We start from the raw sequence: 23,231 nt of genomic DNA, 5'->3' as shown, positions 1-23,231 counted from the left end.
TGCCGAGGCCGCCGATGTCGTTCAACGCCCCCAATCTCGTTCCGATTCCCGAACTGTACGTGTCCTGGGACAGTGCGCAGAAGCTCAAGCACGAGGCCGGCGCGCTGGCCTCGTGGGACCTGAACCCCCGCCAGGTCTGCGACCTCGAGCTGCTGATGAACGGCGGCTTCGCCCCGCTGACGGGCTTCCTCGGCGAGGCCGACTACGACCGCGTGGTCGAGGAGATGCGCCTCGAGGACGGTACGCTCTGGCCGATGCCGATCACGCTCGACGTCTCCGAGACGTTCGCGGACGGGATCGAGGAGGGCACCGACATCGCCCTGCGCGACGCCGAGGGCGTGATCCTCGCGATCCTGTCGGTCACCGACAAGTGGTCGCCCGACAAGCACCGCGAGGCGGAGAAGGTCTACGGCGCCGACGACCTCGCGCACCCGGCCGTGAACTACCTGCACAACAGCGCCGGTCCGGTCTACCTCGGCGGGCGCATCACCGGCCTCCAGCCGCCCACCCACTACGACTTCCGGGCGCGGCGCGACACGCCCAACGAGATGCGTGCCTACTTCCGCAAGCTCGGCTGGCGCCGCGTGGTCGCCTTCCAGACGCGCAACCCGCTGCACCGCGCCCACCAGGAACTGACGTTCCGCGCCGCCAAGGAGGCGCAGGCCAACCTGCTGATCCACCCGGTGGTGGGCATGACCAAGCCGGGCGACGTGGACCACTTCACCCGCGTGCGCTGCTACGAGGCGGTGCTCGACAAGTACCCGCAGGCCACCACCACCATGTCGCTGCTGAACCTCGCCATGCGCATGGCCGGCCCGCGCGAGGCGGTGTGGCACGGCATCATCCGCCGCAACCACGGCTGCACCCACATGATCGTGGGCCGCGACCACGCGGGCCCCGGCAAGAACAGCCAGGGCGAGGACTTCTACGGCCCCTACGACGCGCAGGAGCTGTTCCGCGAGCATGAGGCGGAGATCGGCCTCGAGATGGTCGACTTCAAGCACATGGTCTACGTGCAGGAGCGCGCCCAGTACGAGCCGGCCGACGAGATCGAGGACAAGGATAACGTCACGATCCTCAACATCTCGGGCACCGAGCTGCGCCGCCGCCTGCGCGAAGGGCTGGAGATCCCCGAGTGGTTCTCGTTCCCCGAGGTGGTCAAGGAGTTGCGCCGCACCTCGCCGCCGCGCTCGAAGCAGGGCTTCACGGTGTTCTTCACCGGCCTCTCGGGCTCGGGCAAGTCCACGATCGCCAACGCGATGATGGTGAAGCTGATGGAGATGGGCGGCCGTCCCGTGACGCTGCTCGACGGCGACGTGGTGCGCAAGCACCTCTCCTCGGAGCTGACCTTCTCCAAGGAGCACCGCGACATCAACATCCGGCGCATCGGCTACGTCGCCTCGGAGATCACCAAGAACGGCGGCATCGCCATCTGCGCGCCCATCGCGCCCTACACGGCCACCCGCCGCGCGGCACGCGAGATGATCGAGGCCTACGGCGCCTTCGTCGAGGTCCACGTCGCCACCTCGCTGGAGGAGTGCGAGCGCCGCGACCGCAAGGGCCTCTACAAGCTGGCGCGCGAGGGCAAGATCCCCGAGTTCACCGGCATCTCCGACCCCTACGAGGCGCCCACCGAGGCCGAGCTGGTGGTCGACACGGAAGGCTTCGAGGTCGACAACTGCGCCCAGCAGGTGCTGCTCAAGCTCGAGGGCATGGGCCTGATCGGCACCACCTGACCGGCCGGAATCCCCCCCGCTTGCGCGGGGCGGCGCCCGGCCCTTAGTGGGGGCCGGGCGAAGCGGGACGGCGGAGCGGTGGTGGCAGCCTTGTGGAAGAGCGACGGCGCGCGCGGGCGCGGGGTGATCCGTTCGGTCCCCTGGCGCCTCGGGGCGGCGACGGCGCTCGCGCTTCTGCTGAGCGCGACGCTGATGGTGGCGGTGGCGATCCAGGGCCAGCGCATCGCCGGCGACCGCGCCTCGGCCCGCGGCGAGGCCACCGTGGACACGCTGCTGCGCCTCGAGACCATCCTGGAGCTGACGCTCGTCGCCGAGAACGGGCAGCGGGGCTACCTGCTGACCGGCGAGCCCGAGAGCCTCGCGGCCTACGAGCGCGCGATCGGCCGGCTCCCCGTCGCCCTCGACGAGACGAGCGCGCGCCTCGCCGCCGGGGGCGACCCCCAGCAGGTCGCGCGCTTCGCCACCGTGCGGCGGGCGATCGAATCGAAACTGCTGGAGCTGTCCGAGACGCTGGCGATGCACGAGGCGGGCCACGACGAGGCGATGCGCGCCCTCGTGCGCTCGCGCCTGAGCCGGGAACTGGCCGAGCAGGTGCAGGCGGTGATCGGCACCATGCGCCGCATCGAGCAGCGCGCGCGCGCCGTGAGCCGCGGCGAGGCGGACCGGGCGCGCGACCGGCTCGCCATGCTGGTGGGGCTGGCCATCGCGCTCCTGGTGGCGGTGGCGGCCCTGACGGCGTGGCTGGGCTACCACGCCGCGCGCGACCTGACCTTGCGCACCACGCTCGACTCCGTGCGCGCCGAGCGGGACCGCGTGGACCTCCTGCGCCGCGAGCTGTCGCACCGCATCAAGAACCTGTTCGCGATCACCTCCTCGATTGTCAGCGCCACGGCGCGCGAGACGCCGGGCGACACCCGCGAGACGGTGGCCGCGATCCGCGCGCGCATCGACGCGCTGGGCCGCGCCCACGCCCTGTCGCTGGGCGAGGCCGACGGCGAGCGCGGTGCGGTGGGCATGGCGCAGCTCCTGCGCAGCGTGGCGGGGGCCTACGCCGACGCGCCCGAGCAATTGCGCATTTCGGGAAATGCCGCCGCGACCGAGGAATCGATCACCCCGATCGGGCTGATCGTCAACGAGCTGGCGACCAACGCACGGAAATACGGTGGGTTTTCCCGGCCGAGCGCCCATGTGGAGGCGCGCATCGCGGGCCAGGGGGCGAACGGGTTCTCGCTCGACTGGATCGAATTTTGCGCCTCCGGACCGGAACGGATCGGCGCCTCGGAAGGTTTCGGTACCAGACTGCTGGACACGGCCCTGCAGCAACTGGGTGCGACGATAGACCGCCAGGTGACGGAAGCCGGCATCGCGGTCCGTATTGTCGTTCCAAGGCAACACGAGGGCCCGGACTGAAACCGAGTGAGGCACAATGCTGGATGATCTCAATATCCTGGTGGTGGAGGACGAGGCGCTGCTCGCCGTCGACCTGTCGATCACCCTGGAGGACGAGGGCGCCTGCGTGACCGGGCCTTGCTTCTCGCTCGACAGCGCGATGGAGACGTCCGCCTCCGCGGTGGATGCCGCCGTGCTCGACGTGGACCTGCGCGGCACCCCGGTGTTCCCGCTGGCCGACCGTCTGGCCGCCGAAGGCAAGCCCTTCGTGTTCCACACGGGCCGCGCCGACCTGTGCGAGCTGCGCCGCCGCTACGGCGACGACGTCCCGATCCTGATCAAGCCCACCCGCCCCGAGGACCTCGTGCGGACCCTCGCTGCCGCGGTGACCGCCGGCTGACACCCCCGTCGCGGGCCGCGCGGCCCCCGGAACGAGAGAGGCGCCGATCCGCGGATGCGGACGGCGCCTCTCTCGTTCGTCGGTGCGCGGGGCGGCACGGGCCGCCCCGGCGGCTCAGTGCACGCTCACCGGGTTCAGGTGGTTCTGCCGCGCCAGCGTGAAGGCCAAGGTCCGGTCGCCCACCAGGGCCACCTGCTCGCCGTCCTCGCGGTGGAGCGCGTAGAGCTCCTCCAGCCCGGTCTCGCGCGCCTCCTCGCGCACGGCCCTGGGCAGGTCGACCAGGGCGACCTTGCGGACGTAGACGGTCGCGTTCTCCGCCTCGTGCTCGGTGGTGTTCATGCGCAGGCCTCCTCTCGCAGTGGCCGAAGCGGCGCCGCGATGGTCATCGGGCCGACTCGATTTTGATCTTGGTGACAACGTTCTCGGGCGCCGATCGTTGCAGGTCGATGTCGAGCAGCCCGTTGCGGAGCTTGGCGCCCTCCACCTCCACGCCGTCGCCCAGCACGAAGGCGCGCTGGAACTGGCGGGCGGCGATGCCCCGGTGGAGCCAGACGCGCTCGCCCTCGTCGGCGGCGCGGCCGCGCACCACGAGCTGGCGGTCCTCGAGCGTGATCTCCAGGTCCGCCTCCTCGAAGCCCGCCACCGCGAGCGTGATCCGGAAGCCGTGCTCGCCGGTGCGCTCGATGTTGTAGGGCGGGTATCCGTCGGAGGCGCGCGCGGTGCGCTCCACCAGACGCTCCAGCTCGTCGAAGCCGAGCAGGAAGGGATGGGTGCCGAAGGTCGGCTTGCTCATGGTGCGGGTCCTCCTCGGGAGCGATCCGTGGGTCCGGCCCGCCAGGCGGCGCCGGTTCGAACCATCATGTGGGGGGCGGGCGCGCCGGAACAACCCCGGCGTGCTTGGCGCGGGCGGGGGGATCGGGTAAGCCCGCATCACGTCGACGCGAGGAAGGCCCTTGACCGCACCCCCCCGGAGAATGGACCACGAGGACGTGCTGCGCGCAGAGCTCGTCGTCCTGCGCCAGCGGCACCGCGACCTCGACGACGCGATCGGGGCGCTGATGGAGCGGGCCGCGCCGGACCTCTTGCAGGTGGGCCGCCTCAAGCGCCAGAAGCTGGCCCTCAAGGACCAGATCGCCCGCATCGAGGACGAGCTGCTGCCGGACATCATCGCATGAGCGCCGCTCCCGTCGGGATCGTCATGGGCTCCACCTCGGACTGGCCGGCCATGCGGGGCGCCGCCGACGTGCTGGGCGAGCTCGGCGTCGCCCACGAGGCGCGCATCGTCTCGGCCCACCGCACGCCGGACCGCCTGTGGGACTACGGGCGCGCGGCCGCGGACCGCGGCATCCGCGTGGTGATCGCGGGGGCCGGGGGCGCGGCGCACCTGCCGGGCATGATGGCCTCCAAGACGCACCTGCCGGTGATCGGCGTGCCGATCCGAACCGAGGCGCTGGGCGGCCTCGACAGCCTCTACTCGATCGTCCAGATGCCGCGCGGCTTTCCTGTCGCCACCATGGCGATCGGCGCGGCGGGGGCGGTGAACGCAGGATTGATGGCCGCCGCGATCCTGGCCCTGTCCGACGAGGCGCTGTCGCGGCGCCTGTGCGACTGGCGCGCGGCCCTCGCCGCGTCGATCCCCGAGCGCCCCGAATGACGCCGCTGCCCCCCGGCGCCACGCTGGGCATTCTCGGCGGCGGTCAGCTCGGCCGGATGCTCTCGGTGGCCGCGTCCCGCCTCGGCTACCGCACCCACGTCTTCGAGCCGGGCGACGCCCCCGCCGCCGACGTGGCCCACGCGCACACCCGGGCGGGCTACGACGACGCCGATGCGCTGGCCGCCTTCGCGCGGACTTGCGACGCGGTGACCCTGGAGTGGGAGAACGTGCCCGCCCGCGCCCTCGACGCCGTGGAGGCCCACGCCCCCGTGCGACCCGGCCGCCGCGCGCTGGAGACGGCGCAGGACCGGCTGGCCGAGAAGGACTTCCTCGCCGGCCTCGGCCTCGCCACGGCGCCCTACCGCGACGTGCCCGATCTGGCGGCGGTGGAGGCCGCACTGGAGGCGTTCGGCACCCCCGCGATCCTGAAGACCCGGCGCATGGGCTACGACGGCAAGGGGCAGGCCGTGATCCGCGAGGCCGGCGAAACGGCAGCGGCCTTCGCCTCGCTGGCGGACGCGCCGGCCATCCTGGAGGGGTTCGTGGCGTTCCGCCGCGAGGTCTCGGTGATCGTGGCGCGGGGGCAGGACGGCGAGACCGCCGCCTTCGACCCGGGCGAGAACGTCCACGAGGGCGGCATCCTGCGCACCACCACCGTGCCGGCCACCCTCAGCCCCGCGCGCCGCACCGACGCCGTGCTGATCGCCAGCCGCATCGCCGCCGCGCTCGACTACGTGGGCGTGATGGGGGTGGAGCTGTTCGAGACCGACGCGGGCCTCGTGGTCAACGAGATCGCGCCGCGGGTCCACAACTCCGGCCACTGGACGCAGCTCGGCTGCGCCGTGGACCAGTTCGAGCAGCACGTGCGCGCGGTGGCGGGCCTGCCCCTCGGCGACGGCGCGCGCCACGCGGACGTGACGATGGAGAACCTGATCGGCTCCGACATGGACCGCGTGCCGCAGCTCCTGCGCGAGGGCGGGGTGCAGCTCCACCTCTACGGCAAGGCCGAGGTCCGCGCGGGCCGCAAGATGGGCCACGCGAACCGCCTGCGGGGGCGGCCCGCCTAGGCCAGCAGGCGCGGGTCGGGGCCCATCTCCAGCCCCGGAAAGATCGTGCCCTCCAGCGTCGCGCGGTCCAGCCCGAACTGCCCCGCGAGCAGCCACGCCGCGTAGGCGCGCACGTCGCGCGTGGGGCGCAGGTCGCGCCCGTCCACGAGGTCGCCCCCGTCCAGCCCCGGCCAGTCGCCCCAGACCCGCCCGCCGCGCAGCGCGCCGCCCACGAGGATCGCCGCGCCGCCGGTCCCGTGGTCGGTGCCGCGGGTGCCGTTCTGGGCCACGGTGCGGCCGAACTCGGTGACGGCGAGCACGGCCGTGTTCCCCCAGTCGGGGCCCAGCGTCTCGCGCAGAACCGCCAGCCCGGCCACCAGCTTGCGCATGGTCTGGGCGAAGCGGCCGCTGCCGCCGATCTGGCTCTGGTGCGTGTCCCAGCCGCCGAGCGACATGGTGGCGATGCGGGTGTCGCCGCGCAGCTGCTCGGCGGCGAAGCGGAACGTCGCCTCGCGGTCGCGCGGATCGGAGGGATCGCCCGAGAGCGCCAGCGCCTCGGTGGCCGAGGCGCGGAACAGGGCGTCGTCGTGGTAGACGTGGCGCAGGAGGTCGGCGGTGGGGTCGGTGACCTCCAGCTGGGCGTCGGGTGCCCAGCGGGCGTGGGGGGCGGGGCCGGCGAGGATGTCCATGTGGTCGCGCCCCACCGCGAAGGCGGTGCGCCCGTGGGCGCCGGGAAGGACGCCCACGAGGCGGTTCAGCCAGCCGTCGCGGCGCGCGGCCGGCGGCATGCCCGGCGTGCCGGCCTCCAGGATGTCCTGCCCGTCGAAGTGGCTGCGCCCGTCGCGGTAGGGCGTGGAGACGGCCTGCACGAAGCCCAGGGACCCCTCGCGCCACCACGGCAGCAGCGGCGCCATGGTCTCGTGCATGGCGTGGAAGTCGGTCAGCGCCACGGCGCCCGCGCCGGGGCCGATCGCGAAGTCGGGGCGCAGGAGCCGGAGCGCCGGGTCGCCGAAGGGCTGGAGCGCGTCGAGCCCGTCCATGGCGCCGCGCAGGATCACCACCACCAGCCGGCGGTCCCCCGGCACGGCGGCGAGCGAGATCGGCGTGACGAGGGGCGAGGCGGCGAGCGAGCAGCCAAGCAGGAAGGAACGGCGGTCCATGCTCATCTCCGTTGGAACTCGGGCGAGGCGAGCACGAGGCCGATGCCCGCCTCGCGGGTCTCGGCGGCGCCGGCGGCGAAGCGGGTGCGCCCGGTGGCTAGCGGCCCCAGGGCGGTGTCCACGAACCCCCGCGGCTCGGGCAGATCCGCAAGCCGCACGGGCACGGTCATGGCCCACTCGATGCGCGCGGCCAGCCCCTGGGGCGTGATCCAGGCCTCGGCCGCCTCGGGCCAGCCGTCGGGGCCGGGGGTCTCGTGGATCTGCTGGCCCATGAGCTGCATGGGCTTCCAGATCGCCACGCGCAGGTCGTTGCGGCCCCGCTGCGTCAGGTCCGCGTCGGGGTCCAGCGCGCGCATCCCGGCGACGATCACCTCCAGGGGCCGGCGCACCTTGCGCAGCTCCGGCGCCCAGGCGGCGGGGTGGTCCAGCAGCGCGGCGTAAACGGCCATCAGGTCGCCGCCCGTGTGCAGCCACGTCCGCTCCAGCGCCTCCACCAGCGCGGGCTCGGGATCGTCGGCCACGAAGTGGACGGCGAGCTTGCGCGCGAGGTGCCGTGCGGTGGCGGGGTGCACGGCGAGGTCCTCGACGGCGGCGCGGAAGTGCTCGGGCGACGGATCGCCGCCGCCGTAGGAGCGCCCGAGCACGGTCTCGGCGCCCGGCTCGGCCATGTTGGGCTGGAACTGCGGCAGGCCCTCCTTCGTGACGGTGAAGCCCGTCATCAGCTTGGCCAGCTCGGTGACGTCGGCCTGGCCGTAGCCCCCGTCCGCGCCGAGGGTGTGCAGCTCCAGCAGCTCGCGCGCGAGGTTCTCGTTGAGGCCGCCCCCGCGCCGCCCCCGCGGCGAGTTCGGCCCCGCCGAGCGCCGCTGGTCGAGGTAGTCCAGCATCGCGGGATGGGTGACGGCCGCATACAGCAGGTCCGCGAAGCGCCCCGCGACGTGGCGCCGGATGTCGGAGCGGTAGGCGGGGATGGTACGCCGCAGGTAGCCCGACATGCCGGAGACGGTGAAGTGGTCGGACCAGAACCAGTCGAGCCGCTCGCGGAAGCCGTCGGTGGTGGTCACGGCGCGCTGCACGACGCGGGCCATGTCGCCCCACCAGCGCTCGGTCATGGCGTCGCGCATGTCCCGGAACGCCTGGTCGGCGGCCGCGCTGTCGTTGCGCTTCCGGCGCACGGCCACGAACTCCATAGCCTCGGCGGCGACCACGTGCCACGGCGCGTGCGGGTAGGAGGCCATGGCGAGGTCCGGCCCCGCGAGGCGCGCAAGGATCGCGCCCGCATCGCGCGGCGCGGGCAAGCGCGGCGAGAGTCCGGTGCCGAAGCGCACGGCGGCGAGGGTGGGTCGCAGGTCCATGGGGCGGAGATAGTCGTTTCGCCGCTCCAGCGGGAGGCCCTCCGGAGGCCGGCGGCGACACTTCGCCGTGCCCCCCGCCCCGGGGGCGGGCCGTCACCGGGGCGCGGTGCGCGTCCCCCGCGCCCCTACCGGCGACGGAACCGCTGGAACAGCTTGTAGAGCGCGAAGAGCTTGAGGATGCGGCGCATGGGGGTCTCCTGTGATGATGCCCCCGCAACGCGCAGGCACGTCCGGGGGTTCAACCCGGCCGCGACCTACTCCGTGGGCATCCGGCGCAGGCCCAGCTCGGCGAGCTGGCCGGGGAGGGGCTCGGAGGGGGCGCCCATCATCAGGTCCTCGGCGCGCTGGTTCATCGGGAACAGCATGACCTCGCGGATGTTCGCCTCCTCGGCGAGCAGCATCACCATGCGGTCGATGCCGGCCGCGCAGCCGCCGTGGGGGGGCGCGCCGTACTGGAACGCGCGCACCATGCCGCCGAAGCGCTTGCGCACCTCGTCCTCGCCGTAGCCGGCGATCTCGAAGGCGCGGAACATGATCTCGGGCTCGTGGTTGCGGATGGCGCCCGAGATCAGCTCGTAGCCGTTGCAGGCCAGGTCGTACTGCCAGCCGAGCACCGCCTCGGGGTCGCCGTCGAGCGCCGCGAGCCCGCCCTGGGGCATCGAGAACGGGTTGTGGCTGAAGTCGATGCGGCCCTCGTCGTCGCGCTCGTACATCGGGAAGTCGACGATCCAGGCGAAGGCGAAGCGGTTCTGGTCCACCAGTCCCAGCTCGGTGCCGATCACGGTGCGCGCCCGGCCCGCCACGGCCTCGAAGTCCGAGGCCCGGCCGCCGAGGAAGAAGGCCGCGTCGCCCACGCCGAGGCCGAGCTGCCGGCGGATCGCCTCGGTGCGCTCGGGGCCGATGTTCTTGGCGAGGGGGCCGGCGGCTTCATGCGTGCCGAAATACGCCTCGGTGAGAAAGCGAACTCGCTCCGCGTCTCCTGCACTTACGGCGTCCGCGATCTTGTTCGCGGCTGTGGCGTTCTCGGCTCTTGTCATCGCGTTCGCACGTTCGCGCAACAGTTCGACCGACGGTTCTTTTCCGGAGACTTTGGAGAGAAAGAGGTGACGTAGTGCTCCGACCTGCTCCAGATCGTCTTCGAAGGTCTTATCTTCCCGCTTCCGCCAAAAAATGTACCCCATCCCCGGCAGGCCCTCGCCTTGCGCGAACTTGTTCATCCGGTCGCAGAACTTGCGCGACCCGCCCGTCGGCGCGGGGATGGCGCGCACCTCCGTGCCGTCCTTCTCCAGCAGCGAGGCGAAGATCGCGAAGCCCGAGCCGCGGAAGTGCTCGGACACGTCCTGCATCTCGATCGGGTTGCGAAGGTCGGGCTTGTCGGTGCCGTACTTCTGGAGCGCCTCCGCGTAGGGGATGCGCGGCCACGTCTCGGGCGCGTCCACCGTCTTGCCGCCGCCGAAGCGCTCGAAGCAGCCCGCGACCACGGGGGCGATCGTGGCGAACACGTCGTCCTGGGTGACGAAGCTCATCTCCATGTCGAGCTGGTAGAAGTCCGTGGGCGAGCGGTCGGCGCGGGGGTCCTCGTCGCGGAAGCAAGGCGCGATCTGGAAGTACTTGTCGAAGCCCGCCACCATCAGCAGCTGCTTGAACTGCTGCGGCGCCTGCGGCAGCGCGTAGACCTTGCCGGGATGGAGGCGCGAGGGGACGATGAAGTCGCGCGCACCCTCGGGGCTGGAGGCGGTGATGATCGGGGTCTGGTACTCGCGGAAGTCGCGGTCCCACATCCGCTCGCGCAGGTCGCGCACCACGTCGGAGCGCAGCTTCATGTTCGCCTGCATCGCCTCGCGGCGCAGGTCGAGGAAGCGGTAGCGCAGGCGCGTCTCCTCGGGATACTCCTGATCGCCGAACACCATCAGCGGCAGCTCGTCGGACTTGCCCAGAACTTCGAGGTCCCTCACGAAGACCTCGATCTCGCCGGTCGGGATCTTGGGGTTCACGAGCGCCGCGTCGCGCGCCTTCACGGTGCCGTCGATGCGGATGCACCATTCGGACCGCACCTTCTCCATCTCCGCGAACACCGGGCTGTCGGGGTCGCACAGGAGCTGCGTCATGCCGTAGTGGTCGCGCAGGTCCACGAACAGCACGCCCCCGTGGTCGCGGATGCGGTGGACCCAGCCGGCCAGGCGGACGGTCTCGCCCACGTCGCCGGTGTCGAGCCCGGCGCAGGTGTGGGTGCGGAACTGGTGCATGGGAACCCCCTCGGATGGCGCCGCGCCTATGGGCACGGGGCGCACGGGGGTGTCAACCGCGGGGCGCGCGTCACTCGGCGGCGGTTGAGAACCCGGCGAGGAGGTCAAGAAGCCGGGGCTGGAGGCGGTCCACCACCAGGAGGCCGGGCGGGAAGTCCGCCGCCGCCGCGCCGCCGCCCGGAAAGCCCAGCACCCGGCAGCCCGCGGCGAGCGCCGCCTCGGCGCAGGGCGCGCTGTCCTCCACCGCCACCGCCGTGGCGGGCGGCACGTCGAGCACCGCGAGCGCGAGGCACAGGGCGTCGGGCGCGGGCCGGGGGCGCGCGGCGCGGGTCGCGTCGCCGACCCAGGCGAAGTCCGCGCGCAGCACCACCGGGGCCAGCGCTCCGACCACCGCCGCCACCACCGGCGCCGGCGCCGTGGAGCACAGCGCGACGGGCAGGCCGCGGCGGCGCGCCGCGCCGATGGTCTCCACGATGCCGGGACGGGGGCGCAGGCCCTCGGCGGCGACCAGGGCGCCGAACCGCGCGGCGCCGGGGGCTCCGCCGCCGGCCTCGGCGAAGGCCCTCCGCTCCAGGGCGTCGGTCTCGGCGAGCGCGCCGATGGAGCCGAAGATCAGGGCGCCGATGGCCATCGGATCGTGCTCCAGTCGGGAGGGCGGGCGTGGGAACGGGGTCGCCGGATACAACCTGAAGGTGTGGCGCGGGGCATTCCCCGTCAAGGACATTCCGTCTCCGCCCGTTCTCCGCGAGGGTTGCGGACGGCGGACGGCTGGGCTTTGGGTCGCTGCGGATCGACGGGGGAGGGGCAGATGGGCACGGCGCAGGGCATGGTGCGGAGGCTCTTGCGGCGCGTCGTGCGCCTCGGCCGGCTGGAGGTCGCCTATCCCGACGGGCTGGTCGAGGGCTACGGCTCGGGCGAGGGGGCGCCCCACGTGGCCGCGCGCCTGCACACGGACCGCGCCGTGCGCGCCATCCTGCTCGACCCGGAGCTGGCGCTGGGCGAGGCGTGGATGGACGGCACGCTGACGCTAAACCGGGGCACGCTGCACGACTTCTTCACCCTGCTCGCGCGCAACGGCGGGCGCCACAACGCCGGCCCGCTGGTGGGCGCGGGCTACAAGCTGCGCTACGCGGTGCGCCGCTGGGCGCAGGCCAACGGGGTGGGGCGCGCGCGCGCGAACGTGGCCCACCACTACGACCTCGGCGACGACTTCTACGCCCTCTGGCTCGACGAGGACCACCAGTATTCGTGCGCCTACTTCCCGCGCGAGGGCATGACCCTGGAGGAGGCGCAGGAGGCCAAGAAGGCCCATATCGCCGCCAAGCTGGTGCTGCGCCCGGGGATGCGGGTGCTCGACATCGGCTGCGGCTGGGGCGGCATGGCGCTGACGCTCGCGCGCGAGCACGGGGTCCACGTCACCGGCATCACCCTGAGCGAGAACCAGGCCGCCGCCGCCCGCGCCCGCGCCGAGGCGGCCGGGCTCGCGGACCGCATCGACATCCGCCTCACCGACTACCGCGACCTCCACGAGTGCTTCGACCGCGTCGTCTCGGTGGGCATGCTGGAGCACGTGGGCGCGCCCAACTACGGCACCTACTTCGCCAAGGTGGCCGATCTGATGGACGAGGACGGCGTGGCGCTGATCCACACCATCGGCCGCTGCGGGCCGCCGACCACCACCTCGTCGTGGCTGGCCAAGTACATCTTCCCGGGCGGCTACAACCCCTCGCTCTCGGAGCTGGCGGCGGCGTTCGAGCGCACGGGGCTCTGGCAGGCCGACGTCGAGGTCTGGCGCGGCCACTACGCCGAGACCCTGCGCCGCTGGCGGGCGCGCTTCGAGCGGAACGTGGACGAGGTGCGCGCCATGTACGACGAGCGCTTCGTGCAGATGTGGCGCTACTACCTGACCGGCGCCGAGGTCGGCTTCGACGACCTGCACCACGTGGTTTACCAGATCCAGCTCGCCAAGCGCCGCGCCACCGTGCCCGAGACGCGGGACTACCTCTACCGGTAGGGACGCGGCGGTCCCGCCGGGGGGCTAGATGCCGGGCACGACCAGCCGGGTCGCGTCCAGCGCGACGCCCCCGGCCTGCACGGCGACCGAGGCGGCCCCGATGGCCACGCCGGCCGTGCCCGTGGCGACGCGCCCCGCGGCGCATCCCGCCAGCCCCGCGCAGAGCGCGGCGGCCAGCATCAGGCGGACGGCAGGGCGCGCGCCGGTCATTCGCCGTCGTCGCCCATGCCCATGACGCGCCCGGTTCCGCGCACGACGGCGCCCGTGCCGCGGCCCACGGCCTTGCCGGTTCCCACGACGACCTTGCCCGTGCCCATGGCCACGCGGCCGGTGCCCGAGGCGACGTCGCCGACGCCGCGCGCGACGCCGCAGCCGGTCAGGGCGAGGACGAGGCCCGCCGCGGCGGCGAAGGTGAGCTTGGATTTCATGTCGCGAGTCCTTGCGGGAAGGGGCGGGACGCCCGCCGGTTGAGCGGGAATATCAACCCGGCCGCGGCCGCGGAAATCACGTTTCGTGTCCGCGCCGCAGGATCGCGTGCGCCCGCGGCCCCGCGGCGGCTCCGCCGCGCCTTGCACCCCCCTAGCGCGCCGCATACACGCCAACTCGTTTGCGCAAACGGGGGACGAGCCAATGCCGAAGCGGACGGACATCCGGTCCATCATGATCATCGGCGCCGGCCCCATCGTGATCGGCCAGGCCTGCGAGTTCGACTACAGCGGCGCCCAGGCCTGCAAGGCCCTGCGCGAGGAAGGCTACCGCGTCATCCTCGTCAACTCCAACCCCGCCACGATCATGACCGACCCGGGGCTCGCCGACGCCACCTACATCGAGCCGATCACGCCCGGCGTGGTGGCCTCGATCATCGAGCGCGAGCGGCCCGACGCGCTGCTGCCCACCATGGGCGGGCAGACCGCGCTGAACACCGCCCTCAGCCTCGACGACATGGGCGTGCTGGAGAAGTTCGGCGTGGAGCTGATCGGCGCCAAGCGCGCCGCGATCGAGATGGCCGAGGACCGCAAGCTGTTCCGCGAGGCCATGGACCGCCTCGGCATCGAGAACCCCAAGGCCACCATCGTCTCGGCCCCCAAGCGCGCGGACGGCAAGTTCGACATCCGCGAGGGCCTCGCCCGCGCCCTGGAGGCGCTGGAGCACGTCGGCCTGCCTGCCATCATCCGCCCCGCCTTCACCCTGGGCGGCACCGGCGGCGGCGTGGCCTACAACCGCGCCGACTACGAGCGCATCTGCCGCACGGGGCTGGAGGCCTCGCCGATGGCGCAGATCCTGGTCGACGAGTCCCTGCTCGGCTGGAAGGAGTACGAGATGGAGGTCGTGCGCGACCGCGCCGACAACGCCATCATCGTGTGCGCCATCGAGAACGTGGACCCCATGGGCGTGCACACCGGCGACTCCATCACCGTGGCCCCCGCGCTGACGCTGACCGACCGCGAGTACCAGCGCATGCGGACCCACAGCATCGAGGTGCTGCGCGAGATCGGCGTGGAGACGGGCGGCTCCAACGTCCAGTGGGCCGTGAACCCCGCCGACGGCCGCATGGTCGTGATCGAGATGAACCCCCGCGTGTCGCGCTCCTCGGCGCTCGCCTCCAAGGCCACCGGCTTCCCGATCGCCAAGATCGCCGCGAAGCTCGCCGTGGGCTACACGCTCGACGAGCTCGACAACGACATCACCGGCGTCACTCCGGCCTCGTTCGAGCCCTCGATCGACTACGTGGTCACCAAGATCCCGCGCTTCGCCTTCGAGAAGTTCCCGGGCGCCGAGCCGCTGCTGACGACGGCCATGAAGTCGGTGGGCGAGGCGATGGCCATCGGCCGCACGATCCACGAATCCCTGCAGAAGGCGTTGGCCTCCATGGAGACCGGCCTCACCGGCTTCGACGAGATCGCGCTGCCCTCAGATCCCGCCGGCATCCGCGCCGAGCTGGCCCGCCAGACCCCGGACCGCCTGCGCGTCGTGGCGCAGGCCATGCGCCAGGGCCTCTCGGACGACGACATCAACGCCGTGACCCACTTCGACCCGTGGTTCCTGGCCCGCATCCGCGAGATCGTCGACCTCGAGGCCGAGGTGCGGACGGGCGGCCTGCCGCTCGAGGCCGAGGGCCTGCGCCGGCTCAAGCAGTTCGGCTTCACCGACGCCCGCCTCGCCACGCTGACGGGCCGCGACGAAGGGCAGGTGCGCCGCGCCCGCCGGAACCTCGGCGTCCACGCCCAGTTCAAGCGCATCGACACCTGCGCCGCCGAGTTCGAGGCGCAGACCCCCTACATGTACTCCACCTACGAGACGCCAGTGATGGGCGACGCGGAGTGCGAGTCGCGCCCCACCGACGCCAAGAAGGTCGTGATCCTCGGCGGCGGGCCGAACCGGATCGGGCAGGGCATCGAGTTCGACTACTGCTGCTGCCACGCCTGCTTCGCGCTCAGCGATGCGGGCTACGAGACCATCATGGTCAACTGCAATCCCGAGACCGTCTCCACCGACTACGATACCTCGGACCGCCTCTACTTCGAGCCGCTGACCTTCGAGCACGTGATGGAGATCCTGCGCGTCGAGCAGGACCGCGGCACGCTCCACGGCGTGATCGTGCAGTTCGGCGGGCAGACGCCGCTGAAGCTGGCCGACGCGCTCCACGAGGCGGGCATCCCCATCCTCGGCACCACGCCCGACGCCATCGATCTGGCCGAGGACCGCGAGCGCTTCGCCGCGCTCGTGCGTGATCTGGGTCTCAAGCAGCCCCGCAACGCCATCGCCACCACGGACGCGCAAGCCCGCGAGGAGGCCGAGAAGCTCGGCTACCCGCTGGTCATCCGCCCCTCCTACGTGCTCGGCGGCCGGGCCATGGAGATCGTGCGCGACACGGCCCACCTGGAGCGCTACATCCGCGAGGCCGTGGTGGTGTCGGGCGACAGCCCCGTGCTGCTCGACAGCTACCTCTCGGGCGCCATCGAGGTGGACGTGGACGCGCTCTCGGACGGGACGGACGTCCACGTGGCCGGCATCATGCAGCACATCGAGGAGGCGGGGGTCCATTCCGGCGACTCCGCCTGCTGCCTGCCGCCCCACACGCTCTCGGACGAGACCGTCGCCGAGATCCGCCGCCAGACCGAGGCGCTGGCCAAGGCGCTCCACGTGGTGGGCCTCATGAACGTCCAGTTCGCCGTGAAGCCCAACGAGGCGGGCGAGGACGAGGTGTTCCTGATCGAGGTGAACCCCCGCGCCTCGCGTACCGTGCCGTTCGTGGCCAAGGCCGTCGACTCGGCCATCGCGTCCATCGCCGCGCGCCTCATGGCGGGCGAGCCCCTCTCGAACTTTCCCCTCCGCGAGCCTTATCCCGAGGGCACCGTCGACCACGTGCCGATCGGCGACGCCATGCAGCTCGCCCACGCCCATACCCCGTGGTTCTCGGTCAAGGAGGCGGTGCTGCCCTTCGCGCGCTTCCCCGGCGTGGACACCCTGCTCGGGCCCGAGATGCGCTCCACCGGCGAGGTCATGGGCTGGGACCGCTCGTTCGCGCGCGCCTTCCTCAAGGCGCAGCTCGGAGCCGGCACCGTCTTGCCCGAGGAGGGCACCGTGTTCCTGTCGATCAAGGACGACGACAAGACCGCGCAACTGGTCGAGACCGCGACGCTGCTGCGCGACATGGGCTTCCGCATCCTCGCCACCGAGGGCACCCGCGCCTTCTTGGCCGGGCACGGCATCGCCAGCGACCTCGTGGCCAAGGCCTACGAGGGCGGGCGCACCGTGGTCGACGTGATGAAGGACGGCGAGGTGGCCCTGGTGATGAACACCACCGAGGGCGCGCAGGCCGTCGAGGACTCGCGCTCCATGCGCGCGGTCGCCCTGTCGGACCGCATTCCCTACTACACCACGCTCGCCGGCAGCCACGCCGCGGCCCGCGCCATGCAGGCCCGCGCCGAGGGCGACCTCGAGGTGCGGCCCCTCCAGTAGGGCCGCCGCCGGGCTCGCCCGCGCGGCGGCGGCCCTTCCTCCGATTCCCCCATGGCGCGAGGCCCCCCGCCCCGCGTGCCGTCCCGCGCGAGGCGGCGCCGCACAGGCGCCCCATTTCGGGTTCCTGCAACGGCGGGATCGCTGCGGGAACGGCGACGGTCCCCCGCCGGCAGGGGTCGTCGTTTCCGGATCGTGCCGCGAGACGCCACAGGATAAACCATTTCGGCGCCGCGAAGGCGCCCGACCGGCACGGGAGAGTGAGGGCATACCACTCATCGGACGGAATTCGACAATGGACCCCATCATGCTCTCGCTCCTCTCCATCGGCGCCTCCGGGATGGTGATCCGCCGCTGCCTCTCGCGGGCCAAGGCCCGGGCCGCCGACGGGGGCCGGACCACCGCCGCCGTCGCCCCCGACCCGCTGGACCGGGGCCGGGAGGAGGGGACGCGCGTCTCCGCGCTCCGCTCGCTGTCGCGCACCGGACTGCGCGTCCGCTCCCTCGTGCGCCCCGAGGCCGAGCCGGTGCTGGCCAAGTTCCAGCGCATCGCCAATTCCGAGAACCTCCTCCTGGGCACGCAGGTGTCGCTCGGCGCGCTGTTCGCCCCCGAGGAGGGGTCCGCCTCCGCCGCCGCGGCGGCCGCCGATGCCGTGCTCGCCGGACGCCGCGTGGACGTAGTGCTCTCGACCGCCTCGGGCACGCCCCTGTGCGGCGTGGAGATCGCCCCCGCCCGGGGCGAGGGCGCCGCGCCCGGCTTCCGCGACCACGTCCGCGCCCGCGCCTTCGCCGCCGCCGGCCTGCCGCTCGCCACCGTGCCCGCCGACGCCGACTGGACCGAGCTGCGCGACCTGCTCTGCGCCGCCATGGGCCAGCCCACCGAGGCCGGGGCGCCCGCCGCCAACGACGTGACGCCGATCTCGCCCGTCACCGCGGACGCGGCCCCCGGGGACCGCGCCCTGCCCGACGCCGCCGCGCTGCTCGCCGCGCTCGGCGCCGAGGACGCCGACGTGCTGGCCTTCGATGCGCCGGACCCGCAGGGCGAGGCCGTCCCGGCCCGCCACGTCCGGGCCGCCTGACGCCAGTCCTTCCTCCAAGCCGCGTGGCGCCCCGCGCCCTTGACCCCGGCCCCGGCCGGGGTCCATCCCGTCTCGGATACGGGAGAGACCCATGCATACCGCCGCCATCACCGGCACCGGCGTCTTCACGCCCCCCCACGCCATCTCGAACGACGAGCTGGTCGAGGCCTTCAACGCCTACGCCGACCGCCGCAACGCCGAGGGCGCCGACCCGCCGGTGCCCCACAGCTCCGCCGACTTCGTCCGCTCCGCCTCCGGGATCGAGAGCCGCTACGTGATGGACAAGGAGGGCGTGCTCGACCCCGCCCGCATGTTCCCGCGCCTGCCCGAGCGCGCCGACGACGAACCCTCGCTCATGGCCGAGATGGCACTGGACGCGGCGCGCAAGGCGCTCGCCGAGGCGGGCGTGGACGCCGCCGACATCGACTGCGTCATCTGCGCCGCCTCGAACCACGAGCGCGCCTACCCGGCCGTGGCGATCGAGATCCAGCAGCTTCTCGGGGCGGGCGGCTTCGCCTTCGACATGAACGTCGCCTGCTCGTCGGCCACCTTCGGGATCCAGACCGCCGCCGACATGATCCGCGCGGGCTCCGTGCGCCGCGCCCTCGTGGTCTCGCCCGAGATCTGCTCGGCCCACCTCGAATGGCGCGACCGCGACTGCCATTTCATCTTCGGCGACGTGGCCACCGCCGTGGTGCTGGAGCGCGAGGCGGACGCGGCGGCCAAGGACCGCTGGACCGTCGAGTCCACCCGCTGCGCCACGCAGTTCTCGAACAACATCCGCAACAACGACGGCTTCCTGCGCCGCACCCGCGACGCGATGGAGGACCGGCGCGACATGCAGTTCGTCCAGGAGGGCCGCAAGGTGTTCAAGGAGGTGCTGCCCCTCGTGTCGCGCCACATCGCGGGCCACCTCGCGGAGGAGGGCGTCGCCGCCTCGGAGCTGCGCCGCCTCTGGCTGCACCAGGCCAACAAGGCGATGAACGACTACATCGGCCGCAAGGTGCTGGGGCGCGAGCCCGAGCCGGGCGAGCAGCCCAACATCCTGCAGGATTACGCGAACACCTCGTCGGCCGGCTCGATCATCGCCTTCTCGAAGCACTCGGACGGCCTCGCGCCCGGCGACCGGGGACTGATCTGCTCGTTCGGGGCGGGCTACTCGGTGGGCTCGGTGCTGGTCACGCGGCGCGCGGCCGCGGCCTGAGCGCTACTCGGCGGCTTCGGCGTCCATGCCGAGGTCCACGCGCAGGTCGTGGAGCATGTGCTCGAGGTTCCGCAGCTCCGCGAGCAGCGCGCGCCGCTCCAGCGCGTCGCCGCCGTCCGCGAGGATGCGGGAGTGCTCGGCCAGCGCCCGGCGCAGCCGCCGGGGCGGGGCGCTCTCGGCCTCGGCGTCCGACGTGTCCACGCCCGCCAGCTCGCACAAGGTCAGCGTCACGATGGGACGGCGCGCCGCCTCCTCCAACAGGGCGAGCGAGTCGACCGGGATGAACCGGTCCCGATGCTCGTCGTGCACGGAGTAGTAGCGGCCGAGCGTGGCCTTGGACTTGCCGATCGCCGCGCAGGCGGCTTCGACGCCGACGGACTTCACCAGAAGCTCGGTGCGGCGCTTGAGAAGGGGGCGGACGTCTCGGGGCATGGAGCACCTCCCGACGTGCATGTTACCCTACGTAAGCCTCCGGGGGAACCGGGTAGAGTGCCCTAATGTTACGCAGCGCGCGAACCGGCCCGTGCGGGTCCGGGCCGCCCTTGCGCGCGGGCCCCGCCCTCGGCCATCACCGCGCCCATGGCCAAGCTGCACTTCAACTACTCCACCATGAACGCCGGCAAGAGCACGCTGCTCCTGCAGGCCAGCTACAACTACGTGGAGCGGGGGATGCGGACCTACCTGCTGACGGCCGACTTCGACGGCCGCTCCGGCGAGGGGCGCATCGCCAGCCGAATCGGCATCGAGGCCCCCGCCGACACCTACGGGCCCGCGACCGACCTCTTCGCCCGGATCGAGGCCCGGCTTGCCGAGCCCTGCGCTTGCGTGTTCGTGGATGAGGCCCAGTGGCTGAGCCGCGAGCAGGTCTGGCAGCTCGCCCGCGCCGTGGACGACCTCGGCGTGCCGGTGATGTGCTACGGCCTGCGCGTGGACTTCCGGGGCGAGCTGTTCCCCGGCTCCGCCGCCCTCCTGGCCCTGGCCGACGAGATGCGCGAGGTCCGCACCATCTGCCACTGCGGGCGCAAGGCCACCATGGTGGTGCGGGTGGACGCCGAAGGGCGCGCGCTGCGCGAGGGCGCGCAGGTCGAGGTCGGGGGCAACGACCGCTACGTGTCGCTCTGCCGGCGCCACTTCCGCGAGCGGATCGGGGACCGGGTGCCGGCCGAGCCGCCGGTCTAGTGGAGAGCGCCGGGGGCTCTGCCCGTCCGCAGGCGGATCGGTCCACTGGACCGATCCCGGGAAGCCTGCGAACCCCCGAGATATTTATGGCCAGAGGAAGGGGGCGTCAGGCCATGAGGTCGCGGACGAAGCCTTCCGCTCTGCAGATTTCCGCTTCGAGGTCGAACGTAGTGATCCGCCCGTCCTCGACCACGCGGCGGCCCTCCACGAGGAGGTCGCGCACGCGGCGGGGGCCGGCGAGGAGGAGCGCGGCGTGGTCCCACGAGCCGGCCGCTTCGACGCCCCTCATGTCCCAGATCGCCACGTCGGCGCGGTAGCCCGGCGCGAGCACGCCGATGTCGCTCCGCCCCAGCACCCGCGCGCCGCCGCGGGTCGCCACGTCCAACGCCTCGCGCACGCCCATCGCGTCCGCCCCCCGCACGACCCGCTGGAGCAGCATCGCCTGCCGCGCCTCGCCCACCAGCGAGGCCGCGTCGTTCGAGGCCGACCCGTCCACCCCCAGCCCCACCGGCACGCCCGCGTCAAGCATCGCCCGCAGGGGCGCCACGCCCGAGCCGAGCCGGCAGTTCGAGCAGGGACAATGTGCCACCCCGGTCCCGGTCCGCGCGAAGAGCGCGATCTCGGCTGCGTCGAGCTTCACGCAATGCGCGTGCCACACGTCGGCGCCGGTCCAGCCGAGATCTTCGGCGTACTGCCCCGGACGGCACCCGAACCGCCCCAGCGAGAAGGCGACGTCCTCGTCGTTCTCGGCGAGGTGGGTGTGCAGCCGCACCCCCTTGTCGCGCGCCAGCAGCGCCGCGTCGCGCATCAGCCCACGCGAGACCGAGAAGGGCGAGCAGGGCGCGATGCCGACCCGGCACATGGACCCCTCCGCGGGGTCGTGGAACCGGTCCACCACGCGGATGCAGTCCTCGAGGATCGCCCCCTCGTCCTCCACGAGACTGTCGGGCGGCAGCCCCCCCGCCGAGCGCCCGATCGACATGGCGCCCCGCGTCGGGTGGAAGCGCAGGCCCACCTCGGCGGCGGCATGGATCGTGTCGTCCAGCGTCACGCCGTCCGGGTAGACGTAGTGGTGGTCCGACGACGTGGTGCAGCCCGACAGCGCCAACTCGGCCAGCCCGATCCGCACGGCGCAGGCCACGTGCTCGGGCCGCATCCGCGCCCAGACGGGGTAGAGCGCGTTCAGCCACCCGAACAGCGTTGCGTCCTGTCCCTCGGGCACGGCGCGCGTCAGCGTCTGGTAGAGGTGGTGGTGCGTGTTCACGAGGCCCGGCGTCACGAGGCAGCCCGCCGCCTCCAGCACCTCCGGCGCCTGCAGCCCGTCCCCGACGGCGGCAATCGCGCCGCCCCGCACCAGCACGTCCGCCCGCCGCGCGCCGTCCGGGGCGAGCACCGTGCCGCCCCGGATCAGCAGGTCAGCCACGAAGCAGCTCGAGGGCGGCGCGGTGCAGGGCCGGGGTGGCGGCGGCCACCGCCGTGCCGCCGTCCAGCGCCGGGCCGCCGCTCCAACTCGTCACGATGCCGCCCGCCGCCTCGACCACGGCGATGGGCGCGGCGATGTCGTAGGGTTGCAGCCCCGCCTCGACCACGAGGTCCACGTGCCCCGCCGCGAGCAGCGCGTAGGCGTAGCAGTCCAGCCCGTAGCGCACGAGGCGGCAGCGTTCGGCCACGCGCCGGAAGGCCGCGCCCTCGGCAGCGGTGCCGACCTCGGGGAAGGTGGTGAGGATCGTGGCGTCCTCGAGCCGCTCGGTGCCGCTCGCCCGCAGCGGCGTCTCGGCCCCGGCCCGCACCATGCGCGCGACGCCGCCCCCGCCCTCGAAGCGCTCGCCGGTCCAAGGCTGGTCGATCAGCCCCAAGAGCATGGCGTCCGCGTCGCGCAACCCCACCAGGACGCCCCAGGTGGGCGTGCCCGACACGAAGCCGCGGGTACCGTCGATCGGGTCGAGCACCCAGGTCAATCCGGACGTGCCCTTGGTCGCGGCCTCCTCCTCGCCCAGCACGGCGTCCTCGGGCCGGCGGCGGGACAGCACCGCGCGCATCGCGGCCTCGGCCTCGCGGTCGGCGATCGTCACGGGGTCGAAGTCCGCGCGCTTGCTCTCCACGGCCATGGGGCGGCGGAAGTGGCGCAGGGTGGCCGCGCGCGCGGCGTCGGCGGCCTCGTGGGCCACGGCGCGCAGGGTCTCGATGTCGGGGCGGGGTTCCATCGCGTCCGGCGTGGCACGCGGGGCGATGGCGGTCAACGGACCGCGGCGGGCGGCCGGGCGGACCGCGCCGCGGCCGGGCATGTGCCGGGCCATGGCGGGATCAGGCCGTCAGGCGGCGCTCTCGGAGAGGGCGCGCGCGAGGTCGTAGAGACGGCGGCGCTGGTTCTCGGGCATCGCGTAGTAGGCGCGGATCAGCTCCATCGCCTCCTTGTCCGACAGGAAGTCCTGGTCGGGCGTCTCGGCCCGCTCGCCGTCGATGCCCTCGAAGAAGTGCCCGATCGGCACCTCCAGCGTCTGGGCGATCTCCCAAAGGCGGGACGAGGAGACCCGGTTCATGCCGGTCTCGTACTTCTGGATCTGCTGGAACTTGATGCCGACCTTCTCGGCGAGCTGCTGCTGCGTCATGCCCACCATCCACCTGCGATGGCGGATGCGCTTGCCGACGTGAATGTCCACGGGATGCTTCATGTCCGACGCTCCTTTCGAGCGGTTGCGCCGCTCCAAGGGGAAAGAACGCCGCGGGGCGCGCATCGTTCACCCATAGCGGGAACGATCCGACAGCCGGAGCGTAGAGGCGGCGAGGCGGCCGGAGCAAGCACAGCGGCGGCC

At 72.9% G+C, this 23,231-nt stretch carries 23 protein-coding genes; 11 read left to right on the top strand and 12 right to left on the bottom strand.

The window, feature by feature from the left end:
* Window positions 1-14: 14 nt before the first annotated feature.
* The 3 genes from K3554_RS15560 to K3554_RS15550 all read left to right on the top strand — a co-directional run bounded on the left by K3554_RS15560 (window position 15) and on the right by K3554_RS15550 (window position 3,525).
* Window positions 15-1,736 carry a bifunctional sulfate adenylyltransferase/adenylylsulfate kinase gene (locus K3554_RS15560; RefSeq protein WP_259941900.1) on the top strand — a complete coding sequence of 574 codons (1,722 nt, stop codon included), beginning with the start codon at window positions 15-17 and terminating at the stop codon, window positions 1,734-1,736.
* Between the two features lie 81 nt (window positions 1,737-1,817).
* Complete coding sequence (locus K3554_RS15555; RefSeq protein ID WP_259941897.1) at window positions 1,818-3,146, top strand: CHASE3 domain-containing protein; 1,329 nt, start codon at window positions 1,818-1,820, stop codon at window positions 3,144-3,146.
* Between the two features lie 16 nt (window positions 3,147-3,162).
* The gene (locus K3554_RS15550) at window positions 3,163-3,525 is read left to right on the top strand and encodes a response regulator (protein ID WP_259941895.1); all 363 of its coding nucleotides are present in this window, start codon (window positions 3,163-3,165) and stop codon (window positions 3,523-3,525) included.
* A 114-nt stretch (window positions 3,526-3,639) separates the two neighbouring features.
* Here the strand turns inward: K3554_RS15550 and K3554_RS15545 are convergent, their stop codons facing one another.
* A complete protein-coding gene (locus K3554_RS15545; protein WP_259941893.1) occupies window positions 3,640-3,864 on the bottom strand; it encodes a DUF1150 domain-containing protein in 225 nt (74 codons plus the stop codon).
* Between the two features lie 43 nt (window positions 3,865-3,907).
* Complete coding sequence (locus tag K3554_RS15540; protein WP_259941889.1) at window positions 3,908-4,318, bottom strand: Hsp20 family protein; 411 nt, start codon at window positions 4,316-4,318, stop codon at window positions 3,908-3,910.
* 181 nt (window positions 4,319-4,499) lie between these two features.
* Here K3554_RS15540 and K3554_RS15535 point away from each other — a divergent pair, with 181 nt between their 5' ends.
* The 3 genes from K3554_RS15535 to K3554_RS15525 are packed head-to-tail and all read left to right on the top strand — an operon-like array spanning window position 4,500 to window position 6,246.
* Entirely contained in the window at window positions 4,500-4,700 is a 201-nt protein-coding gene (locus tag K3554_RS15535) for a YdcH family protein (RefSeq protein WP_259941886.1), read from the top strand.
* Window positions 4,697-5,179: a 5-(carboxyamino)imidazole ribonucleotide mutase gene (gene purE, locus K3554_RS15530; protein ID WP_259941883.1), complete on the top strand. Its 483-nt coding sequence runs from the start codon at window positions 4,697-4,699 to the stop codon at window positions 5,177-5,179. The genes K3554_RS15535 and purE overlap by 4 nt, the downstream gene beginning before the upstream one ends.
* Window positions 5,176-6,246 (top strand): 5-(carboxyamino)imidazole ribonucleotide synthase, encoded by a 1,071-nt coding sequence (locus K3554_RS15525; protein ID WP_259941870.1) that lies wholly within the window; start codon window positions 5,176-5,178, stop codon window positions 6,244-6,246. Before purE ends, K3554_RS15525 begins: the two co-directional genes overlap by 4 nt.
* Here the strand turns inward: K3554_RS15525 and K3554_RS15520 are convergent.
* The 4 genes from K3554_RS15520 to K3554_RS15505 form a co-directional block, all read right to left on the bottom strand.
* A complete protein-coding gene (locus K3554_RS15520) occupies window positions 6,243-7,385 on the bottom strand; it encodes a DUF1501 domain-containing protein (RefSeq protein WP_259941868.1) in 1,143 nt (380 codons plus the stop codon). The genes K3554_RS15525 and K3554_RS15520 overlap by 4 nt on opposite strands.
* 2 nt (window positions 7,386-7,387) lie before the next feature.
* On the bottom strand, window positions 7,388-8,737 hold the full coding sequence (locus K3554_RS15515) for a DUF1800 family protein (protein WP_259941865.1): 1,350 nt from the start codon (window positions 8,735-8,737) through the stop codon (window positions 7,388-7,390).
* 254 nt (window positions 8,738-8,991) lie between these two features.
* Window positions 8,992-10,983, bottom strand: a complete 1,992-nt coding sequence (gene aspS / locus K3554_RS15510; RefSeq protein WP_259941863.1) for an aspartate--tRNA ligase — start codon at window positions 10,981-10,983, stop codon at window positions 8,992-8,994.
* Window positions 10,984-11,053: 70 nt separating this feature from the next.
* Window positions 11,054-11,614, bottom strand: coding sequence for an HAD-IA family hydrolase (locus K3554_RS15505; RefSeq protein ID WP_259941862.1), 561 nt, complete (start codon window positions 11,612-11,614; stop codon window positions 11,054-11,056).
* Window positions 11,615-11,791: 177 nt separating this feature from the next.
* On the opposite strand from K3554_RS15505, the gene K3554_RS15500 reads away from it, so the two are divergent.
* Window positions 11,792-12,997: a cyclopropane-fatty-acyl-phospholipid synthase family protein gene (locus K3554_RS15500; protein WP_259941860.1), complete on the top strand. Its 1,206-nt coding sequence runs from the start codon at window positions 11,792-11,794 to the stop codon at window positions 12,995-12,997.
* A 24-nt stretch (window positions 12,998-13,021) separates the two neighbouring features.
* Here the strand turns inward: K3554_RS15500 and K3554_RS15495 are convergent, their stop codons facing one another.
* Both K3554_RS15495 and K3554_RS15490 read right to left on the bottom strand, forming a co-directional pair.
* Complete coding sequence (locus tag K3554_RS15495) at window positions 13,022-13,207, bottom strand: hypothetical protein (protein ID WP_259941858.1); 186 nt, start codon at window positions 13,205-13,207, stop codon at window positions 13,022-13,024.
* Complete coding sequence (locus tag K3554_RS15490; RefSeq protein ID WP_259941856.1) at window positions 13,204-13,425, bottom strand: hypothetical protein; 222 nt, start codon at window positions 13,423-13,425, stop codon at window positions 13,204-13,206. Before K3554_RS15490 ends, K3554_RS15495 begins: the two co-directional genes overlap by 4 nt.
* A 202-nt stretch (window positions 13,426-13,627) precedes the next feature.
* Between K3554_RS15490 and carB the strand changes: the two genes are divergently transcribed.
* From carB to K3554_RS15475, 3 genes are all read left to right on the top strand, one after another.
* Window positions 13,628-16,960 carry a carbamoyl-phosphate synthase large subunit gene (gene carB, locus K3554_RS15485; RefSeq protein ID WP_259941855.1) on the top strand — a complete coding sequence of 1,111 codons (3,333 nt, stop codon included), beginning with the start codon at window positions 13,628-13,630 and terminating at the stop codon, window positions 16,958-16,960.
* Between the two features lie 292 nt (window positions 16,961-17,252).
* A complete protein-coding gene (locus tag K3554_RS15480; protein WP_259941853.1) occupies window positions 17,253-18,035 on the top strand; it encodes a DUF2726 domain-containing protein in 783 nt (260 codons plus the stop codon).
* A gap of 91 nt (window positions 18,036-18,126) precedes the next feature.
* The gene (locus K3554_RS15475) at window positions 18,127-19,239 is read left to right on the top strand and encodes a beta-ketoacyl-ACP synthase III (RefSeq protein ID WP_259941852.1); all 1,113 of its coding nucleotides are present in this window, start codon (window positions 18,127-18,129) and stop codon (window positions 19,237-19,239) included.
* Window positions 19,240-19,242: 3 nt separating this feature from the next.
* Here K3554_RS15475 and K3554_RS15470 read toward each other — a convergent pair whose 3' ends face one another.
* Window positions 19,243-19,671: a hypothetical protein gene (locus tag K3554_RS15470; RefSeq protein ID WP_259941851.1), complete on the bottom strand. Its 429-nt coding sequence runs from the start codon at window positions 19,669-19,671 to the stop codon at window positions 19,243-19,245.
* Between the two features lie 147 nt (window positions 19,672-19,818).
* Here K3554_RS15470 and K3554_RS15465 point away from each other — a divergent pair, with 147 nt between their 5' ends.
* Window positions 19,819-20,418: a thymidine kinase gene (locus K3554_RS15465; RefSeq protein WP_259941850.1), complete on the top strand. Its 600-nt coding sequence runs from the start codon at window positions 19,819-19,821 to the stop codon at window positions 20,416-20,418.
* Window positions 20,419-20,524: 106 nt separating this feature from the next.
* Here K3554_RS15465 and K3554_RS15460 read toward each other — a convergent pair whose 3' ends face one another.
* The 3 genes from K3554_RS15460 to K3554_RS15450 all read right to left on the bottom strand — a co-directional run bounded on the left by K3554_RS15460 (window position 20,525) and on the right by K3554_RS15450 (window position 23,090).
* Complete coding sequence (locus K3554_RS15460) at window positions 20,525-21,841, bottom strand: 8-oxoguanine deaminase (protein WP_259941848.1); 1,317 nt, start codon at window positions 21,839-21,841, stop codon at window positions 20,525-20,527.
* The gene (gene hisN / locus K3554_RS15455) at window positions 21,834-22,622 is read right to left on the bottom strand and encodes a histidinol-phosphatase (protein ID WP_259941846.1); all 789 of its coding nucleotides are present in this window, start codon (window positions 22,620-22,622) and stop codon (window positions 21,834-21,836) included. The genes K3554_RS15460 and hisN overlap by 8 nt, the downstream gene beginning before the upstream one ends.
* A gap of 108 nt (window positions 22,623-22,730) precedes the next feature.
* On the bottom strand, window positions 22,731-23,090 hold the full coding sequence (locus K3554_RS15450; RefSeq protein WP_259941845.1) for a helix-turn-helix domain-containing protein: 360 nt from the start codon (window positions 23,088-23,090) through the stop codon (window positions 22,731-22,733).
* Window positions 23,091-23,231 lie beyond the last annotated feature (141 nt).

It is taken from the genome of Jannaschia sp. W003 (genome assembly GCF_025144335.1).
Classification (GTDB): domain Bacteria; phylum Pseudomonadota; class Alphaproteobacteria; order Rhodobacterales; family Rhodobacteraceae; genus Jannaschia.
The sequence above is the reverse complement of the archived record's forward strand: the minus strand, read 5'-3'. Positions and strand labels throughout refer to the sequence as shown.

Excerpts from the sequence above, each read along its gene's own strand:
- K3554_RS15560 (WP_259941900.1), top strand. The coding sequence starts at position 15 with ATGTCGTTCAACGCCCCCAATCTCGTTCCGATTCCCGAACTGTACGTG.
- K3554_RS15550 (WP_259941895.1), top strand. The coding sequence starts at position 3,163 with ATGCTGGATGATCTCAATATCCTGGTGGTGGAGGACGAGGCGCTGCTC.
- K3554_RS15545 (WP_259941893.1), bottom strand. The coding sequence starts at position 3,864 with ATGAACACCACCGAGCACGAGGCGGAGAACGCGACCGTCTACGTCCGC.
- K3554_RS15540 (WP_259941889.1), bottom strand. The coding sequence starts at position 4,318 with ATGAGCAAGCCGACCTTCGGCACCCATCCCTTCCTGCTCGGCTTCGAC.
- K3554_RS15535 (WP_259941886.1), top strand. The coding sequence starts at position 4,500 with ATGGACCACGAGGACGTGCTGCGCGCAGAGCTCGTCGTCCTGCGCCAG.
- purE (WP_259941883.1), top strand. The coding sequence starts at position 4,697 with ATGAGCGCCGCTCCCGTCGGGATCGTCATGGGCTCCACCTCGGACTGG.
- K3554_RS15525 (WP_259941870.1), top strand. The coding sequence starts at position 5,176 with ATGACGCCGCTGCCCCCCGGCGCCACGCTGGGCATTCTCGGCGGCGGT.
- K3554_RS15520 (WP_259941868.1), bottom strand. The coding sequence starts at position 7,385 with ATGGACCGCCGTTCCTTCCTGCTTGGCTGCTCGCTCGCCGCCTCGCCC.
- K3554_RS15515 (WP_259941865.1), bottom strand. The coding sequence starts at position 8,737 with ATGGACCTGCGACCCACCCTCGCCGCCGTGCGCTTCGGCACCGGACTC.
- aspS (WP_259941863.1), bottom strand. The coding sequence starts at position 10,983 with ATGCACCAGTTCCGCACCCACACCTGCGCCGGGCTCGACACCGGCGAC.
- K3554_RS15505 (WP_259941862.1), bottom strand. The coding sequence starts at position 11,614 with ATGGCCATCGGCGCCCTGATCTTCGGCTCCATCGGCGCGCTCGCCGAG.
- K3554_RS15500 (WP_259941860.1), top strand. The coding sequence starts at position 11,792 with ATGGGCACGGCGCAGGGCATGGTGCGGAGGCTCTTGCGGCGCGTCGTG.
- K3554_RS15495 (WP_259941858.1), bottom strand. The coding sequence starts at position 13,207 with ATGACCGGCGCGCGCCCTGCCGTCCGCCTGATGCTGGCCGCCGCGCTC.
- K3554_RS15490 (WP_259941856.1), bottom strand. The coding sequence starts at position 13,425 with ATGAAATCCAAGCTCACCTTCGCCGCCGCGGCGGGCCTCGTCCTCGCC.
- carB (WP_259941855.1), top strand. The coding sequence starts at position 13,628 with ATGCCGAAGCGGACGGACATCCGGTCCATCATGATCATCGGCGCCGGC.
- K3554_RS15480 (WP_259941853.1), top strand. The coding sequence starts at position 17,253 with ATGGACCCCATCATGCTCTCGCTCCTCTCCATCGGCGCCTCCGGGATG.
- K3554_RS15475 (WP_259941852.1), top strand. The coding sequence starts at position 18,127 with ATGCATACCGCCGCCATCACCGGCACCGGCGTCTTCACGCCCCCCCAC.
- K3554_RS15470 (WP_259941851.1), bottom strand. The coding sequence starts at position 19,671 with ATGCCCCGAGACGTCCGCCCCCTTCTCAAGCGCCGCACCGAGCTTCTG.
- K3554_RS15465 (WP_259941850.1), top strand. The coding sequence starts at position 19,819 with ATGGCCAAGCTGCACTTCAACTACTCCACCATGAACGCCGGCAAGAGC.
- hisN (WP_259941846.1), bottom strand. The coding sequence starts at position 22,622 with ATGGAACCCCGCCCCGACATCGAGACCCTGCGCGCCGTGGCCCACGAG.
- K3554_RS15450 (WP_259941845.1), bottom strand. The coding sequence starts at position 23,090 with ATGAAGCATCCCGTGGACATTCACGTCGGCAAGCGCATCCGCCATCGC.